At 63.7% G+C, this 14,944-nt stretch carries 13 protein-coding genes; 6 read left to right on the top strand and 7 right to left on the bottom strand.

Going from position 1 to position 14,944, the window contains the following annotated elements:
• Position 1: 1 nt before the first annotated feature.
• Positions 2–1,399 carry an MFS transporter gene (locus tag L0U82_RS09650; RefSeq protein ID WP_233830352.1) on the bottom strand — a complete coding sequence of 466 codons (1,398 nt, stop codon included), beginning with the start codon at positions 1,397–1,399 and terminating at the stop codon, positions 2–4.
• 245 nt (positions 1,400–1,644) lie between these two features.
• Between L0U82_RS09650 and L0U82_RS09645 the strand changes: the two genes are divergently transcribed.
• From L0U82_RS09645 to L0U82_RS09625, 5 genes are all read left to right on the top strand, one after another.
• Positions 1,645–1,788, top strand: a complete 144-nt coding sequence (locus L0U82_RS09645; protein WP_233830350.1) for a hypothetical protein — start codon at positions 1,645–1,647, stop codon at positions 1,786–1,788.
• Between the two features lie 361 nt (positions 1,789–2,149).
• Positions 2,150–4,702: a bifunctional lysylphosphatidylglycerol flippase/synthetase MprF gene (gene mprF / locus L0U82_RS09640; RefSeq protein WP_442793634.1), complete on the top strand. Its 2,553-nt coding sequence runs from the start codon at positions 2,150–2,152 to the stop codon at positions 4,700–4,702.
• Positions 4,699–5,964, top strand: a complete 1,266-nt coding sequence (locus L0U82_RS09635; protein WP_233830346.1) for a virulence factor family protein — start codon at positions 4,699–4,701, stop codon at positions 5,962–5,964. The genes mprF and L0U82_RS09635 overlap by 4 nt, the downstream gene beginning before the upstream one ends.
• Positions 5,965–6,307: 343 nt before the next feature.
• Positions 6,308–7,879: a threonine ammonia-lyase, biosynthetic gene (gene ilvA, locus L0U82_RS09630; protein WP_233830343.1), complete on the top strand. Its 1,572-nt coding sequence runs from the start codon at positions 6,308–6,310 to the stop codon at positions 7,877–7,879.
• Between the two features lie 255 nt (positions 7,880–8,134).
• Positions 8,135–9,325 (top strand): 4-hydroxybenzoate 3-monooxygenase, encoded by a 1,191-nt coding sequence (locus L0U82_RS09625; protein ID WP_233830341.1) that lies wholly within the window; start codon positions 8,135–8,137, stop codon positions 9,323–9,325.
• An 85-nt stretch (positions 9,326–9,410) separates the two neighbouring features.
• Here L0U82_RS09625 and L0U82_RS09620 read toward each other — a convergent pair whose 3' ends face one another.
• From L0U82_RS09620 to kduI, 6 genes are all read right to left on the bottom strand, one after another.
• Positions 9,411–9,656: a hypothetical protein gene (locus L0U82_RS09620; protein WP_233830339.1), complete on the bottom strand. Its 246-nt coding sequence runs from the start codon at positions 9,654–9,656 to the stop codon at positions 9,411–9,413.
• A gap of 84 nt (positions 9,657–9,740) precedes the next feature.
• Positions 9,741–10,118: a hypothetical protein gene (locus L0U82_RS09615; RefSeq protein WP_233830337.1), complete on the bottom strand. Its 378-nt coding sequence runs from the start codon at positions 10,116–10,118 to the stop codon at positions 9,741–9,743.
• 111 nt (positions 10,119–10,229) lie between these two features.
• Positions 10,230–10,364, bottom strand: a complete 135-nt coding sequence (locus tag L0U82_RS39705; protein ID WP_267929329.1) for a hypothetical protein — start codon at positions 10,362–10,364, stop codon at positions 10,230–10,232.
• A 547-nt stretch (positions 10,365–10,911) separates the two neighbouring features.
• Complete coding sequence (gene kdgR / locus L0U82_RS09610) at positions 10,912–11,856, bottom strand: DNA-binding transcriptional regulator KdgR (protein WP_233830335.1); 945 nt, start codon at positions 11,854–11,856, stop codon at positions 10,912–10,914.
• A gap of 72 nt (positions 11,857–11,928) precedes the next feature.
• On the bottom strand, positions 11,929–12,699 hold the full coding sequence (gene kduD, locus L0U82_RS09605; RefSeq protein WP_233830333.1) for a 2-dehydro-3-deoxy-D-gluconate 5-dehydrogenase KduD: 771 nt from the start codon (positions 12,697–12,699) through the stop codon (positions 11,929–11,931).
• 64 nt (positions 12,700–12,763) lie between these two features.
• Positions 12,764–13,600, bottom strand: coding sequence for a 5-dehydro-4-deoxy-D-glucuronate isomerase (gene kduI / locus L0U82_RS09600; protein ID WP_233830331.1), 837 nt, complete (start codon positions 13,598–13,600; stop codon positions 12,764–12,766).
• Between the two features lie 293 nt (positions 13,601–13,893).
• On the opposite strand from kduI, the gene kdgT reads away from it, so the two are divergent.
• The gene (kdgT, locus tag L0U82_RS09595; RefSeq protein WP_233830329.1) at positions 13,894–14,910 is read left to right on the top strand and encodes a 2-keto-3-deoxygluconate transporter; all 1,017 of its coding nucleotides are present in this window, start codon (positions 13,894–13,896) and stop codon (positions 14,908–14,910) included.
• The last annotated feature ends 34 nt before the right edge of the window (positions 14,911–14,944 follow it).

Raw genomic sequence — 14,944 nt, 5'->3', positions numbered from 1 at the left:
ATTAGCCCCGCACGCCCCGCGAGATTTCCTCGCCCGCGCTACGCGGCAAACGCAGCGTGACCGGAATCGATGCGAACGAGCACAGTCCGACTACGAGGAACGCGGGCCAGAAATCCGACCACATCATGGTCGGATGGCCGTTGAGCAGGCGCGCGATCTGCAGCACAATCCCGCCGATCGTCACGCCGAGACCGAGCGACATCTGCTGCACGACGCTGCCGAGACTCGTCGCGCGGCCGACGTCGCGGCTCTCGATCTCCGCGTAGGTCAGCGAATTGAGGCTCGTGAACTGCAGCGCCGGGAAAAAGCCGCCGAGCAGCACCACGAGCCAGATGAGCCACGTCGGCGTATGCGGGAAGAACAGCCCGCAGGCGGCAATCGCGATGCCCGACAGCGCCGCGTTGATCACCAGCACCGAACGGAAGCCGAAGCGGCGCAGCACGCTCGAGGCGATCGTGCGCATGAACATGCCGCCGAACGCCGATGCGCAGGTAATCAGACCCGACTGGAACGCGCTCATGCCGTGACCTTCCTGCAGCATCAGCGGCAGCAGGAAAGGCATCGCGCCGAGACCGATACGAAACAGCGAGCCGCCGAGCACGCTTGCCTGGAACGTCGGCACCTTGAAAAAGCGCAGATCGAGCAGCGGCAGCGCGACGCGCTGCGCGTAGATGACGTAGACCACGAGCAGCACCGCGCCGATTGCGCACATGCCGAACGCGTCGATATTCGGAATCAGCTCGCCGCCGACCAGCGACAGGCCGAGCAGAAACAGCACCGCACCCGCCGCCGACAGCACGAAGCCGATCCAGTCGAGCGGACCGGGGTCGGGCTCGCGCGTGTTGGCGATATAGCGATTGGTCAGGTAGATGCCGAGAATGCCGATCGGCACGTTGATGAAGAAAATCAGCCGCCAGTGCAGATAGGTGGTGATGAAGCCGCCGAGCAGCGGGCCGGCTGCCGGGCCGAGCATCGCCGGCACGCTCAGATAGTTCATCGCGCGGATGAAGTCGGCCTTCTCGACGACCCGGAAAATAATGATCCGCCCGACCGGCACCATCATCGCGCCGCCGACGCCTTGCACGAAGCGCGCGAGCGTGAAGGTGCCGAGCGAGTTCGACGCGGCGCACAACAGCGAGCCGGTCACGAAGATGCCGATCGCCATGCGAAACACGGTACGCGCTCCGAACTTGTCGGCGAGCCAGCCGCACACGGGGATAAACACGCCAAGCCCGAGCACATAGCTCGTCACCGCGATTTTCAGCGTGACCGGATCGCGCCCGAAATCGCGCGCCATCGCCGGCAGCGCGGTAACGATCACGTTCGCGTCGACGCTTTCCATGAACATCGCGCACGCGACGATAAGGGGCGCAAGCAGGGCTTTCTGGGCGGCGGTCATGACGGCGAGGCTGCGGCGATGCGCCGCAGGCAAAGGCGTAATTATTGCACCTGAACGGTGCGGATTGGTGCGGATTGTTAATACCGGGCTTGCCGATATCGCCCTTTTACCATTTCTGAGTTTGACGCGATGGTGTGGCGTGCAACACCACACGCTTTTTATTTTTTGTTGCGCCGCGCCATAAGAAGACTATAATCGGGTTATTGCTTAGGTGAAAACCCTAATAACCAAACGAGGAACTAGTCATGAACACCGCATCCAACGCTGTCCGTTCCACTCCCGCCACCACCACGCTGTTCGGCAAGCTGCGCGCGCTGGCGCTGTACGCGCTGAACCTGCATCTGCAGAACTGTGCGGTGCTTGCTGAAGCGTATCGCCGTCCGCTGTAATAGATACCGGCGCGGGCCGCCAAGGCCCTATGCATCACAACGATGCCCGCTCGAACAGCGGGCATTTTGCTTTCTGATCGCCTTCATCACTTGTCGTTTTCCCTTACTCCTGCGCAAACCCCGATGTCGTGAGCGCGGCCTGGAGCATCACAATCCCGTCCTGCGGCCGGTTCGCCGCGCAACTGACCCCGTCAGCAAAATCGCGCGCGCTGTCAACCTTTTGCCCGCTTTGCCGTTATCACTTTGTAATCGTCGAAACAGGCGATACCGCGCGCGACGACCCGTCGCCGCTGCTCCTCTCGCAAGGCCCGCATTGACCATGTTTCATCGACTTCAACACAGCTTCGAGCGCCCGGGCGTGATGCTCCGCCAGGCCTCGAAAGCGCTGTGCAGCCGGGGACTTCTGTCACCCGTGCTCGCGCTCGTCATTTGCGGGCTGCTGCTGGTCGTGCTGCAGCATCTGTCGGAAGCGGTCGACTATCGCTCGGTGATACGCGAATTGCGCGATCTGTCGGCGGGTGAGTGGGCCGGTGCGCTTGGTGCGACCGCGCTCAGCTATCTGGCACTGGTCGGGCGCGATGCGGTCGGGCTGCGCTATCTCGGCACGAGCGTGCCACGCGCCGCGCTGTGGGTCGGCGCGACCGCGGGCTCCGCGCTCGGCAACGTGACCGGTTTCGGCGCGCTGACGGGCGGGGCGGTGCGCGCGCGCGTCTATGGCGTCGCGAACGTGACGCCGGTGCAGATCGGCCGCATGACGGTGTTCACCAGCGTGTCGCTCGCGCTCGCGCTGGTGCTGATGACCGCGCTCGGCATGCTGGGCATGGCCGGTCAGCTGGCGCCGATGCTGCACCTGAGTCCACCCGCGCTGCGCTGCGGCGGGGCCGCGCTGCTGCTCGCGCTGGTGCTCGCGGCTGCCGCGTGCCGCCGCGACACGCGGCCGGTACGCACGCGCTGGCAATGGCTGTCGTTCGATATTCCGGCGCGCCGCGATCTGCTCGCGCAGGTCGCGCTCGCGGTGCTCGATGTGGTCGCCGCCGGCCTTGCGCTGTGGGCGGTGCTGCCGCACACGAACGTGAGCTTCGTCGGCTTTATCACTGTTTATGCGGCCGCGATGCTGCTCGGCCTGATCGGTCATACGCCCGGCGGGGTCGGCGTGTTCGAGGCGGCGATGGTATTCACGCTGAGCGGCAGCGTGCCGATGCAGCAGATGGTTGCCGCGCTGCTTGCCTATCGCGCGATCTATTTCGGCGTGCCGCTGATCGTGTCGGCGGCGCTGCTGGCGGGCTTCGAAGGCCGCGCGCTGAAGAGCCGCCTGTCGCTGCTGCAGGCAGAGCGTGTGTCGGAACTCGCGCCGCTGTTTCTGAGCCTCGTCACGTTCGTGGTCGGCGGCATGCTGGTGATTTCGAGCGCGACGCCGGCGTTCTGGCAACGCATTCATGTCCTGCGCGGCATCGTGCCGCTGTGGGTGCTCGAAAGCTCGCAGATGCTGTGCAGCGTGCTCGGCGTGCTGCTGCTGTTCGTCGCGCGCGGCCTGCTGCGGCGGCTCGACGCCGCCTGGTGGATGACGCTCGCGCTCGCGGTGGCGAGCCTCGCGCTGTCGCTGACCAAGGGTCTCGCATTCGTCGAGGCGGGCGTGCTCGGCATGCTGATCGTGCTGCTGCTCGCGACGCGCAAGCGCTTCAACCGCCATTCGTCGCTGTTTGCCGAGCGCTTCACCGCGGGTTGGCTCGTGTCGGTCGCGATGGTGCTGATGCTCGCGACGTGGGTGATGCTGTTCGCGTTCCGTGACGTGCCGTACACGCGCGATCTGTGGTGGCAATTCGCGTTCGACGAGCGCGCGCCGCGCGCGCTGCGCGCGACGCTGGCGGCGAGCCTGTTCGCCGCGACGTTCTCGTTCTGGCAGTTGCTGCGTCCGGCGCCGGGCCGCTTCGTCAAGCCGGCGCCCGAGGATCTGCACGACGCCGCGCTCATCGTGCGCGCGCAGGAACGCAGCGATGCCGGCCTCGCGCTGATGGGCGACAAGAGCTTCCTGTTTTCGGAGTCGCGCAAGGCGTTCCTGATGTACGCGAAGTACGGCCGCACATGGGCCGCGCTGCACGATCCGGTCGGGCCGCGCGACGAGTGGGCCGGCCTGATCAGCAAGTTCGTCGCGCTCGCGCATCAGCATGGCGGGCGCGCGGCGTTCTACCAGGTGCGCGCGAACGCGTTGCCGCTGTATCTCGACGCGGGCCTGACGCTGATGAAGCTCGGCGAGGAAGCGCATGTCGTACTCGACGATTTCGATCTGAAGGGCTCGCATCGCGCGCATCTGCGCTATGCGTTAAAGCGCGGCGAGCGCGATGGCTTCACGGTCGAGGTGATCGATCAGGCGCACGTGCCGGCTTCGCTCGAAACGTTGCGCGGGATTTCCGACGGCTGGCTCGGCAGCCGCGATGCGCGCGAGAAGAGCTTCTCGGTCGCGGCGTTCAATGACGAATACCTGGCCGCGCAATCGGTGATGCTGGTGCGTCAGAATGGCGAGCCGGTCGCGTTCGTGACCTTCATGACGACCGATCTGAACACCGAGGCGACTGTCGGCGTGATGCGCCATGTCGAAAGCGCGTCGCCGTACGCGATGGAATATCTGTTCACGCAGCTTGCGCTGCATCTGAAGCAGGCGGGCTTCCGTTCGCTGAGTCTCGGCATCGCGCCGCTGTCCGGCATGCGGCCGACGCCGCTCGCATCGCGTTGGCATCGCGTCGCCGGCATCGTGTGGCGCTTCGGCGGCCGTTTCTATAACTTCCGCGGTCTGCGTGCTTTCAAGAGCAAGTTCCAGCCGCACTGGGAGCCGCGCTATCTCGCGGCATCGGGTTCGGTCGGCGTGTTCTTCACGCTCGCGGACCTGTCGTTGCTGGCAGGAGGCCGGCGTTCATGACATTGCATCCGTTGTTCCGGCTCGCGATCGCGGCCGGCGTTCTGAGCTGCGGCGCGCTCGCGCAGGCGGCAACCACCACCGTGCCCGGCGGCCGCTATGGCGACGTGCAGGTGACGCAGCCCGATGGGCCGTTGCGCGGCTTCGTCGTGCTGTATTCGCAGGCGAGCGGCTGGAGCGCGGCCGATCAGCAAAGCGCAGATGCGCTCGCGAAGGCCGGCGCGATGACCGTCGGTGTGGATACCGCGCGTTACGCGCAACACCTGAAAGCGAGCAAGGAAACCTGCCATCAACTGGTGGGCGACGCCGAAGCGTTGAGTCATCAGCTCGAACGGCAGTCGCAGTCGAGCCGCTATTTCGCGCCGATCGTCGCAGGCACAGGGCAGGGCGCGACGCTCGCGATGCACGTGCTCGAACAGGCTCCGTCGAATACGATTGCCGGCGCGGTATCCATTGCTGCCGACCCGACGCTCGACGCACGCTTCCAGCCATGCCCGCCGGATCCGACCGTGATCCGCGACAAGGTACCAGGCTTCGTCGAAAAGGCGAATACCGGCGATGCCGATCGCGCGCGCCTCGTTGCGCTGGTCACGCCGCATCTGCAATCGCTATCGACGAACGCTGACGACGTGTCCGATCTGCCGCTGATCGAACTGCCTGCCGCGCACCCGAACGGCCTGATGGCGATCGTGATTTCCGGCGACGGCGGCTGGCGCGATCTCGACAAGACGATTGCGCAGGCGCTGCAGAAAGATGGCGTGTCGGTGATCGGCTGGGACAGCCTGCGTTATTTCTGGAGCGAGAAGCCGCCCGCGCAGACGAGCCGCGACCTCGCGCGCGTGATGCAAACCTATGGCGCGCGCTGGCACGCGCAACACATCGCGCTCGTCGGCTATTCGTTCGGCGCCGACGTGATGCCGTTTGCGTACAACCGTCTGCCGGAAGAGTTGCGCGCGAAGGTATCGCTGATCTCGCTGCTCGGCTTCGCACCCGACGCCGATTTCCAGATTCGCGTCGGCGGTTGGCTCGGCATGCCCGCCAGCGATAAGGCGCTGAACGTGAAGCCGGAGCTGGCGCATCTGCCGCCGTCGATCGTGCAGTGCTTCTATGGCGAGAACGAAGCCGACACGCTGTGTCCGACGCTGGGCAAGACCGGTATCGCGGTGATTCGCACGTCGGGCGATCATCACTTTGGCGGCGATTACGACGCGCTCGAGCAGCGCATTCTCACCGCGTTCAGGAAGCAGAGCGGCGTGCAGAATTGAGCACCGTGCGGTGCATTGAGCGAGGCGCGCAACCGAACGCGTGCCATCGCGCAGGCACAGCAATGCTGAGTCCGAGGGATTGACAAAGCCAGGCAACTCGACGAAGATCGCCGCCATGAACTGCCTCGACATCCGTATTGCGCTGATTATTAGCATCATTCATCGAATGGTGGGTTAGCGCGCGTCGAATCGCAGTGACACATAAACCCGCCAGCAGAGGCGGGTTTTTTTATGTCCGCTTTCCTGCCTGCCTCCTGGCGACTCCGCAGTCGATCGATCCCGATCGCAGCCACTTCGTTATTGCGTCGCCGCTGCATCGTATGTTGCCAACCAGGAGCTTGCCTTGCTGTTAACCGAACTCGACCAGGCCGCCGCGGCCGCTGAGCGCGTTGCGTCTTGCGACGACTACCTGAAAAAGACCCTGACCGCGCGCGTCTACGACGTGGCGCGCGAGACCGAACTCGAACGCGCACCGAACCTGTCGGCGCGCTTACGCAACCCGGTCTATCTGAAGCGCGAGGATAACCAGCCGGTGTTCTCGTTCAAGCTGCGCGGCGCGTACAACAAGATGGCGCACATTCCGGCCGATGCATTGGGGCGTGGCGTGATCACCGCATCAGCGGGCAATCATGCACAGGGTGTCGCATTGTCGGCGGCACGTCTGGGCGTGAAAGCGATCATCGTCGTGCCGGTGACCACGCCGCAGGTAAAGGTCGACGCGATCCGCACGCATGGCGGGCCAACTGTCGAGGTCGTGCAGTCCGGTGAATCGTATAGCGATGCGTACACGCACGCGGTCAAGTTGCAGCAGGAGCGCGATCTGACCTTCGTGCATCCGTTCGACGATCCGTATGTGATCGCGGGCCAGGGCACCGTCGCGATGGAAATCCTCAGCCAGCATCAGGGCCCGATTCACGCGATCTTCGTGCCGATCGGCGGCGGCGGTCTCGCGGCGGGTGTCGCCGCGTACGTGAAAGCGGTGCGCCCGGAGATCAAGGTGATCGGCGTGCAGACCGACGATTCGTGCGCGATGGCCGCGTCGCTGAAAGCAGGTGAACGGGTGACCTTGAACGAAGTCGGCCTGTTCTCCGACGGCACCGCGGTAAAGCTGGTCGGCGAGGAAACCTTCCGCCTGTGCAGCGAATATCTCGATGAAGTCCTGCTTGTGAATACCGATGCGCTGTGCGCGGCGATCAAGGACGTGTTCCAGGACACGCGTAGCGTGCTCGAACCCGCGGGCTCGCTCGCGGTGGCCGGTGCGAAGCAGTACGCCGAAAGAGAAGGCATCGAGAACCAGACGCTGATCGCGATCACGTCGGGCGCGAACATGAACTTCGACCGCATGCGCTTCGTCGCCGAACGCGCGGAAGTGGGCGAAGCGCGCGAAGCGGTTTTCGCGGTGACGATCCCCGAAGAGCGCGGCAGCTTCAAACGCTTCTGCGAACTGGTCGGCACACGCAGCGTCACCGAATTCAACTACCGGATCGCGGATGCGAACTCGGCGCATATCTTCGTCGGCGTGCAGATCAAAAATCGCAGCGAGTCCGCGCAGATCGCCAGCGCATTCGAAGCGCACGGTTTCGCGACCGTCGATCTGACCTTCGATGAACTGTCGAAGCAGCACATCCGCTATATGGTCGGCGGCCGTTCGCCGCTCGCGCATGACGAGCGGCTGTTCCGCTTCGAGTTTCCGGAGCGGCCGGGCGCACTGATGAAATTCCTGTCGTCGATGGCGCCGGACTGGAACATCAGCCTGTTCCACTATCGCAACCAGGGCGCGGACTACAGTTCGATCCTCGTCGGTATTCAGGTGCCCACGAACGACAACGAAGCATTCGACCGCTTCATCGAGACGCTGGGTTATCCGTGCTGGGAAGAGACGAAAAACCCGGTGTACCGGCTTTTTCTCGTCTAGCTGAGCCGGGCTGGGCGGATCGGGGTTTACGCGGGGAGTGTGCCGTCCCGACATATCGGCGCATACCTCGGTCGAACCGCGGGGAAATCCCGCCCAGCCTGCCTTTGCGTCCGATCATCAGCCGTTTCGCGCACCCGCGCACCGTAACGTTTATCTCATAAAGCGATACGGCCTATCCGTTTTATCGCGTTGCGCGATACACGCCCCGATCGTCACACTGAGCGCAAATTTCATCGCTGCATTCAGGAGACATCCATGCGCACTCAAGTCGGCATCATCGGTGCCGGGCCGGCCGGCCTGCTGCTTTCCCACCTGCTTCATCTGCGCGGTATCGAATCGGTCGTGCTTGAAACGCGCAGCCGCGATCAGATCGAATCCACCATCCGCGCCGGCGTGCTCGAACAGGGCACGATGGACCTGCTGACCGAGACGGGTCTCGGTGAGCGCATGAAAGCCGAAGGCGCGCTGCATCATGGCTTCGAGCTGGCGTTCGATGGCAAGCGTCACCGCATCGATCTGACCGATCTCACAGGTCATGCGATCACGGTTTATGCACAGCACGAAGTGATCAAGGATCTCGTCGCGGCGCGCATGGCCGCGGGCGCCGAGCTGCGTTTCGGTGTATCGGATACGTCGATTCACGGCATCGATACCGATACGCCGGCGATCCGCTACCACCACGAAGGCGAGAAGCACGAACTGCAATGCGACTTCGTGATCGGCTGTGACGGCTCGCAAGGCGTGTCGCGCGCGGCAATTCCACAGACGCTGCGTCGCGACTTCGAACGCGTCTATCCGTTCGGCTGGTTCGGGATTCTGTGCGAAGGGCCGCCGTCGTCGGACGAACTGATCTACGCGCGTCACGAGCGCGGCTTCGCGCTGATCAGCACGCGCTCGCACAACGTGCAGCGCATGTACTTCCAGTGCGATCCGAAGGACTCGGTCGATCACTGGTCCGACGATCGCATCTGGGCGGAACTGCATGCGCGGGCCGACTCGCACGACGGCCAGAAGATCATCGACGGCAAGATATTTCAGAAGAACATCGTCGGCATGCGTAGTTTCGTTTCGGCGACGATGCAGCACGGGCGCCTGTTCCTCGCCGGCGACGCCGCGCATATCGTGCCGCCGACAGGCGCGAAGGGCATGAACCTCGCGGTTGCCGACGTGAATGTGCTGAGCCAGGCGCTCGACGCGTTCTATAAGGAGAGCCGCACGGATCTGCTCGATCGCTACAGCGAAACCGCGCTCAAGCGCATCTGGCGCGCCGAGCATTTCTCGTACTGGATGACCAGCATGCTGCATCGTATCGAAGGCGCTTCGCCGTTCGAGCAGCAGTTGCAGATTGCCGAACTCGAATATGTGACGAGCTCGCGCACGGCAGCAACGGTGCTGGCGGAGAACTATGTGGGTATCGCCGGCGCGCACATGCAATCACGGCGGTAATGGCTGAGTAACGCGCGGGGCCTTCGATCGATCGGCAGGCTCCGCCGCAGCGCCGTTTCGCGCTGTGTTGAAGCAGCGCGCAAGATCACGAGCGCAACAACGCCATTTCGTTGTGCAACAGCGCCAGCAGGTCCTCATCGGTCGGCCGCGTGCCCCAATGCCGCGCGCCAGCCACCGACGCGATCGCCATCCACGAATGCGGCGGAAACCATTCGCGCAGCAACGTGCCGTCCTGACGCAAACAGAGTTGACCAGTTAGCTCGCTGTATTCGGCGCAGATGACGGCACCGTCGACCTGCGCCATCACTCGTCTTGGATCGTTATTCAGCACGTCGTCGCTCCTGTCGATGAGTTGGCGCGAATGCCAGTGATGCGGGCGTGCAACGGCGGCGTGGGCCACGCCGCCGTTGCGTCATCAATGGCCGTGGTCGTGATCGTGCCCATGCCCGTGCCAGCCGTTGTCGTGCCAGTCGCCATGCGGGCCGCGCGCGTCGTGCCATTCGCCGTGATGGCGTTCCCATTCGCGACGTTCCCAGTAGCGGTGACCATCGTAGTAACGATCGCCATACCAGCCCGGTGCGATCACGACCGCGGCCGGCGGCGGGGGCGCATACACCGGCTCGGGCTGCACATAGACGGGCGGCGGCGCTTCGACCACCGCGGGTGCGACCGCGATGCCCGGCACACCGATATTCACGCCGACGTCGACGTGCGCGAAAGCGGCCGACGATGCGCCGATCGCGAGGCCGGCGACGAGCGTCAACGATATCCAGCGGTTGCGTGAGTGACTCATGTTCTATTCTCTTTGTCGATGTTGTCGGTGGAGTAAAAGACCCGCACGCCGTGCTCATGAGATACGCAAGGTGCGCTCATCAGCATGGGCTGTGCGTGCTCTGTCGAGTGATCAATAGCGGCCGTGGTCGTCATAGTGGTGGTCGTGATCGTAGTGAGCGTGATGCTCGTCCGGGACCACGATGCAGCCGCTCAACGTGCCGCCGAGCGTGGCGGCCAGAATGACCAGAGCGAAAATTTTCTTCATGACGTTACTCCCTGTTTGCGTGTGTGGGTTTATGTGAATTCGAGTGAACCGCTTGCGTTTGAACGAACTCTACTGAGCAGCGCGGTTACCGGTGTGTTTGTGTGTAACAGGACGTGTCGATACGCATGCACGGCAATGTCGCGATGCGAATGGAATGAATGGCGTAGATCAAACGTGGACAGGCCGCGTTCAAATGACAGGCGATTGTTAAGCCGCTGTGCAAACCCTTGAACGGGTTATGAAAAGAGCTGCATTCAGCAACGCACGACGCGCTCGCTGATGTCGAATGACTGTTGGATCAGTGGTTGAAGAAAGCAGGGCGTGCGTTTTTGTGGTGGATCTATCGCGCGGATACATTCAGTTGCAGACTAGGGCGATGACGCTCGTCGGGGCAACCTGAACGATATGAACAACAACGCGCGTGTCGCGCCATCAGCTTCTCTTAAGCTTCAGTGAGGTAGGCGCGAGCAGGTAAGGAGGCGAAGGGGACGAGGGCGACGAACGGAACCAGAGAGAGACTGCATCGAATGCGAGTCTCGCGCGCGTTTTACCGCGTAGCCGCAGGCTCCGTAGCGGTCGCATCGCGATAGCCGAGCCGTGTCGAAATCGCGAGTCCTGCCTGCTTCAGCAGCGCGACATAGTGCTGCTTCGTGTCGGCACCGCAGCGCATCGTCGGAAACGAAATCGACAGACCCGCGATCACGTGGCCGAAGCGGTCGAACACCGGCACCGCGATGCATCGCAGACCTTCTTCCTGTTCCTCGTTGTCTTCGCCATAACCCTGTTCGCGCACGTGCGGCAGAATGCTCAGCACCGCTTCGGCACAGGTCAGCGTCTTCTGGGTCGACTTGCGGAATTCGATGTGGGCGAGCACGTCGCGCGCGTCGGCCGGCTCCATCCACGCGAGCAATACCTTGCCGATCGCCGTGCTATGCAGCGGATTGCGCCGGCCGATCCGCGACTGCATGCGCAGCCCGTAGTCGGCGTCGATCTTGTGGATATAGATAATCGCGTCTTCGTCGAATGCGCCGAGGTGAATCGCTTCACGCGTCATCTGGCCGATGCGGCGCATTTCGGTATCGGCCTCGCGCACGAGATCCACGCTTTCGAGTGCCTTCGCGCCGAGTTCGAACAGACGGATCGTGAGCCGGTAGCGTTCGGTTTCGGCTTCCTGGGTCACGTAGCCGAGCGCCTTCAACGTCTGGATCACGCGATGCACGGTGGTCTTCGACATGCCGAGCCGTTGTGACAGCTCGCTGATGCCGATCTGCCCGGTGTCTCCAATCGCGCCGAGAATCGCGAACACGCGACCGACCGACGACGCCGACTCGCCGCGTTCCCCGTTGTCTACATCGAGTGTCGATGCGTCGGCGGCATCCTTGCGCGCGTGGCCGCGTGCTTTCTGTCGTGGCTTGTCCTCGGTGCGAGGCCGCGTGCTGTCGAGTGACGCATTGTCGTGCGATCTAGCCAGATGCGTTTGCGTTGCCGCCATGTCTGTCATTCCCTGTCTGTGCCAACCGGCGGCGATTCCAGCCGCCGGCGCAAGAGCATAGCGCTTCGCGCGCTAGCGCGCGAGCCATCCGCCATCGACTGCCAGTGTATGCCCGTGCACGTAGTCCGACGCGGACGAGGCGAGAAAAACCACCGGTCCCGCGAGATCGGCCGGCTCGCCCCAGCGGCCGGCCGGAATGCGGCCGAGAATCTCGCCGTTGCGCTGCGCGTCCTCGCGCAACGCGGCGGTGTTGGCGGTCGCCATATAGCCCGGCGCGATCGCGTTCACGTTGATGCGTTGCGCCGCCCATTCGTTCGCGAGCAGCCGCGTCAGACCCAGCACGCCGCTTTTCGACGCGGTGTACGACGCGACCCGGATGCCGCCCTGGAACGACAGCATCGACGCGACGTTAATGATCTTGCCGCCGCTGCCCTGACGCACGAACTGGCGCGCGGCCGCCTGTGACAGAAAAAACAGACTCTTCAGGTTCACGTCCATCACCGCGTCCCAGTCGTCCTCGCCGAATTCGAGCGCATCGTCGCGGCGGATGATGCCCGCGTTATTAACGAGCACATCGATGCGGCCGAATGCTTCGAGCGCGGCGCGCACGATGTCGTCGACCGGCGCGATCGACGACAGATCGGCACGGACGTCCGCGAAACGGCGCCCGGCGGCTTTGACGCGCGCGGCCGTTTCGCCCGCATCGGCGCGGCTCACGCCGACGATGTCGCAGCCGGCTTCGGCGAGTGCGATGGCCATGCCGGCGCCGAGCCCGGTGTTGCTGCCGGTGACGATGGCGACCTTGCCGGTCAGATCGAAAGTGTTCACTGTGTTCAAACTCATTGGGTGCGAGGTGAATCGTCGAAACGGGGAGGCTGCGTAGAACAGGCCGGGCACCGCGGAGCCCTCAGCGCAGATCGCGGATCTTCAGATGATCCATGTCGCTGAACACCTGGTTCTCGCCGACCATGCCCCAGATGAACGTGTACGCGCGCGTGCCGACCCCCGAATGGATCGACCAGCTCGGCGAGATCACCGCCTGCTCGTTGCGCACGACGATATGCCGCGTCTCGTGCGGCTCGCCCATCATGTGAAAGACCGCCGCGTCGTCGGCGACATTGAAATAGAAATACACCTCCATGCGGCGCTCGTGCGTATGGCACGGCATTGTGTTCCACAGGCTGCCCGGTTCGAGCTTGGTCATGCCCATCGACAACTGGCAGGTCGGCAGCACCTCGGGCACGATGAATTTATGGATCGTGCGGCGGTTGCTGGTGGCAGGGTCGCCGAGCGTTTCGGGCGATGCCTCGGCCAGCGAGATCGTGCGGGTCGGATAGGTGGTGTGCGCGGGCGCGCAGTTCAGATAGAACTTCGCCGGATTCGCGGCATCGGCGCTGCCGAACGCGACCGCTTGCGCGCCCTTGCCGATATAGATCGCTTCTTCGCCGCGCACGGTGTGGCGCGTGCCGTCGACGTCGACCCAGCCGTCGCCGCCGATATTGATCGCGCCAAGCTCGCGCCGCTCCAGTAGATAGTTCACACCGATCGACTTGCCGAGCGAGGCGGGCACTTCGACCGCGCGCTCGACCGGCCACACGCCGCCGACGATGATCCGGTCGATATGGCTATAGGTGAGCTTCAGTGCATCGCGCTCGAAAATCTGCTCGACCAGGAACTCGTTGCGCAGTCCGGTGGTGTCGAGTGTTTTCGCGTATTCGCTGTTGATGGCCTGTCTCACTTCCATTGATCTTCTCCAGTCGATTGTCGGCGCCCGCGCGGCGAGGCTGTATGCCGAGACTGTAACGCAGGAATTCGCATTTCGGAACGTTGGTCCGAAAATATTGATGTGCGTCCTCAAGCCCTGTACGGCCTGTAGATAGGTAGCGGGTAAACGATAGGACGATATGCGAAAAGAAATCGGAACAGTGTTCCTTTCAAGGTGCTATATTGCGCCGGACAGGGAGAGCCCGGCACAGAACGGGACATAACCCCGGGTAATCCACCCGTCAACGGGACATGAAAGTCCACGGAGGAGGCATGAAAATCAAGAAGGCCATCGACCGCATTCCTGGCGGCCTGATGCTGGTGCCGCTGTTGCTCGGCGCCTGTGTGCACACGTTCGCGCCCGGCGCGGGCAAATACTTCGGCTCGTTTACCAACGGCCTCATTACCGGCACGGTGCCGATCCTCGCGGTGTGGTTCTTCTGCATGGGCGCGACGATCGATCTGCGCGCGACCGGTGTCGTGCTGCGCAAATCGGGCACGCTGCTCGTCACCAAGATGCTGGTCGCGTGGATCGTCACGCTGATCGCATCGCGCTTCATTCCCGTCGACGGAATCAAGACCGGGCTGTTCGCCGGGCTGTCGATGCTCGCGATCACCACGTCGATGGACATGACCAACGGCGGTCTGTACGCAGCCGTGATGCAGCAGTACGGCACGAAGGAAGAGGCGGGCGCGTTCGTGCTGATGTCGGTCGAATCGGGGCCGCTGATCAGCATGATCATTCTCGGCGCGACGGGTGTTGCGTTCTTCGAGCCGCGGCTGTTCGTTGGCGCGGTGCTGCCGTTTCTGATCGGCTTCGCGCTCGGCAACTTCGATAGCGAGCTGCGCGAACTGTTCGGCCGCTGCGTGCATCCGCTGATTCCGTTCTTCGGTTTCGCGCTCGGCAACGGCATCGATCTGAACGTGATCGTGACGAGCGGCGTGCCCGGCATCCTGCTCGGCCTCGGCGTGATTGTCGTGACCGGCATTCCGCTGATTTTCGCCGACCGCTGGATCGCCGGCGGTAATGGCGCGGCGGGCCTGGCTGCATCGTCGACGGCGGGGGCTGCGGTCGCGAATCCGTCGATCATCGCCGACATGATTCCGAGCTTCAAACCGCTGGTGCCGGCCGCGACCGCGATGGTCGCGACCGCCTGCCTCGTGACCGCGATTCTCGTGCCGATCCTGACCGCGTTGTGGGTGCGCCGGCATCACGCGGGTAAAGCGTCGAGCGATGAATTTGCGGCGCCGCAAGCCGCGCCGCTCAACGAGCGCGACGCGCACGTCTGACGTCAATCGGGGCGGCTCGCGACAAGCGCGCCGC

Source organism: Paraburkholderia sp. ZP32-5, from assembly GCF_021390495.1.
GTDB lineage: Bacteria > Pseudomonadota > Gammaproteobacteria > Burkholderiales > Burkholderiaceae > Paraburkholderia.
The sequence above is the reverse complement of the archived record's forward strand: the minus strand, read 5'-3'. Positions and strand labels throughout refer to the sequence as shown.

What these genes read in the sequence shown, in the direction of transcription:
- L0U82_RS39705 (WP_267929329.1), bottom strand. Translation starts at nt 10,364, where the DNA reads ATGAAGAAAATTTTCGCTCTGGTCATTCTGGCCGCCACGCTCGGCGGC.
- L0U82_RS09650 (WP_233830352.1), bottom strand. Translation starts at nt 1,399, where the DNA reads ATGACCGCCGCCCAGAAAGCCCTGCTTGCGCCCCTTATCGTCGCGTGC.
- L0U82_RS09645 (WP_233830350.1), top strand. Translation starts at nt 1,645, where the DNA reads ATGAACACCGCATCCAACGCTGTCCGTTCCACTCCCGCCACCACCACG.
- L0U82_RS09635 (WP_233830346.1), top strand. Translation starts at nt 4,699, where the DNA reads ATGACATTGCATCCGTTGTTCCGGCTCGCGATCGCGGCCGGCGTTCTG.
- kdgT (WP_233830329.1), top strand. Translation starts at nt 13,894, where the DNA reads ATGAAAATCAAGAAGGCCATCGACCGCATTCCTGGCGGCCTGATGCTG.
- L0U82_RS09615 (WP_233830337.1), bottom strand. Translation starts at nt 10,118, where the DNA reads ATGAGTCACTCACGCAACCGCTGGATATCGTTGACGCTCGTCGCCGGC.
- mprF (WP_442793634.1), top strand. Translation starts at nt 2,150, where the DNA reads ATGCTCCGCCAGGCCTCGAAAGCGCTGTGCAGCCGGGGACTTCTGTCA.
- L0U82_RS09625 (WP_233830341.1), top strand. Translation starts at nt 8,135, where the DNA reads ATGCGCACTCAAGTCGGCATCATCGGTGCCGGGCCGGCCGGCCTGCTG.
- kduD (WP_233830333.1), bottom strand. Translation starts at nt 12,699, where the DNA reads ATGAGTTTGAACACAGTGAACACTTTCGATCTGACCGGCAAGGTCGCC.
- kduI (WP_233830331.1), bottom strand. Translation starts at nt 13,600, where the DNA reads ATGGAAGTGAGACAGGCCATCAACAGCGAATACGCGAAAACACTCGAC.
- kdgR (WP_233830335.1), bottom strand. Translation starts at nt 11,856, where the DNA reads ATGGCGGCAACGCAAACGCATCTGGCTAGATCGCACGACAATGCGTCA.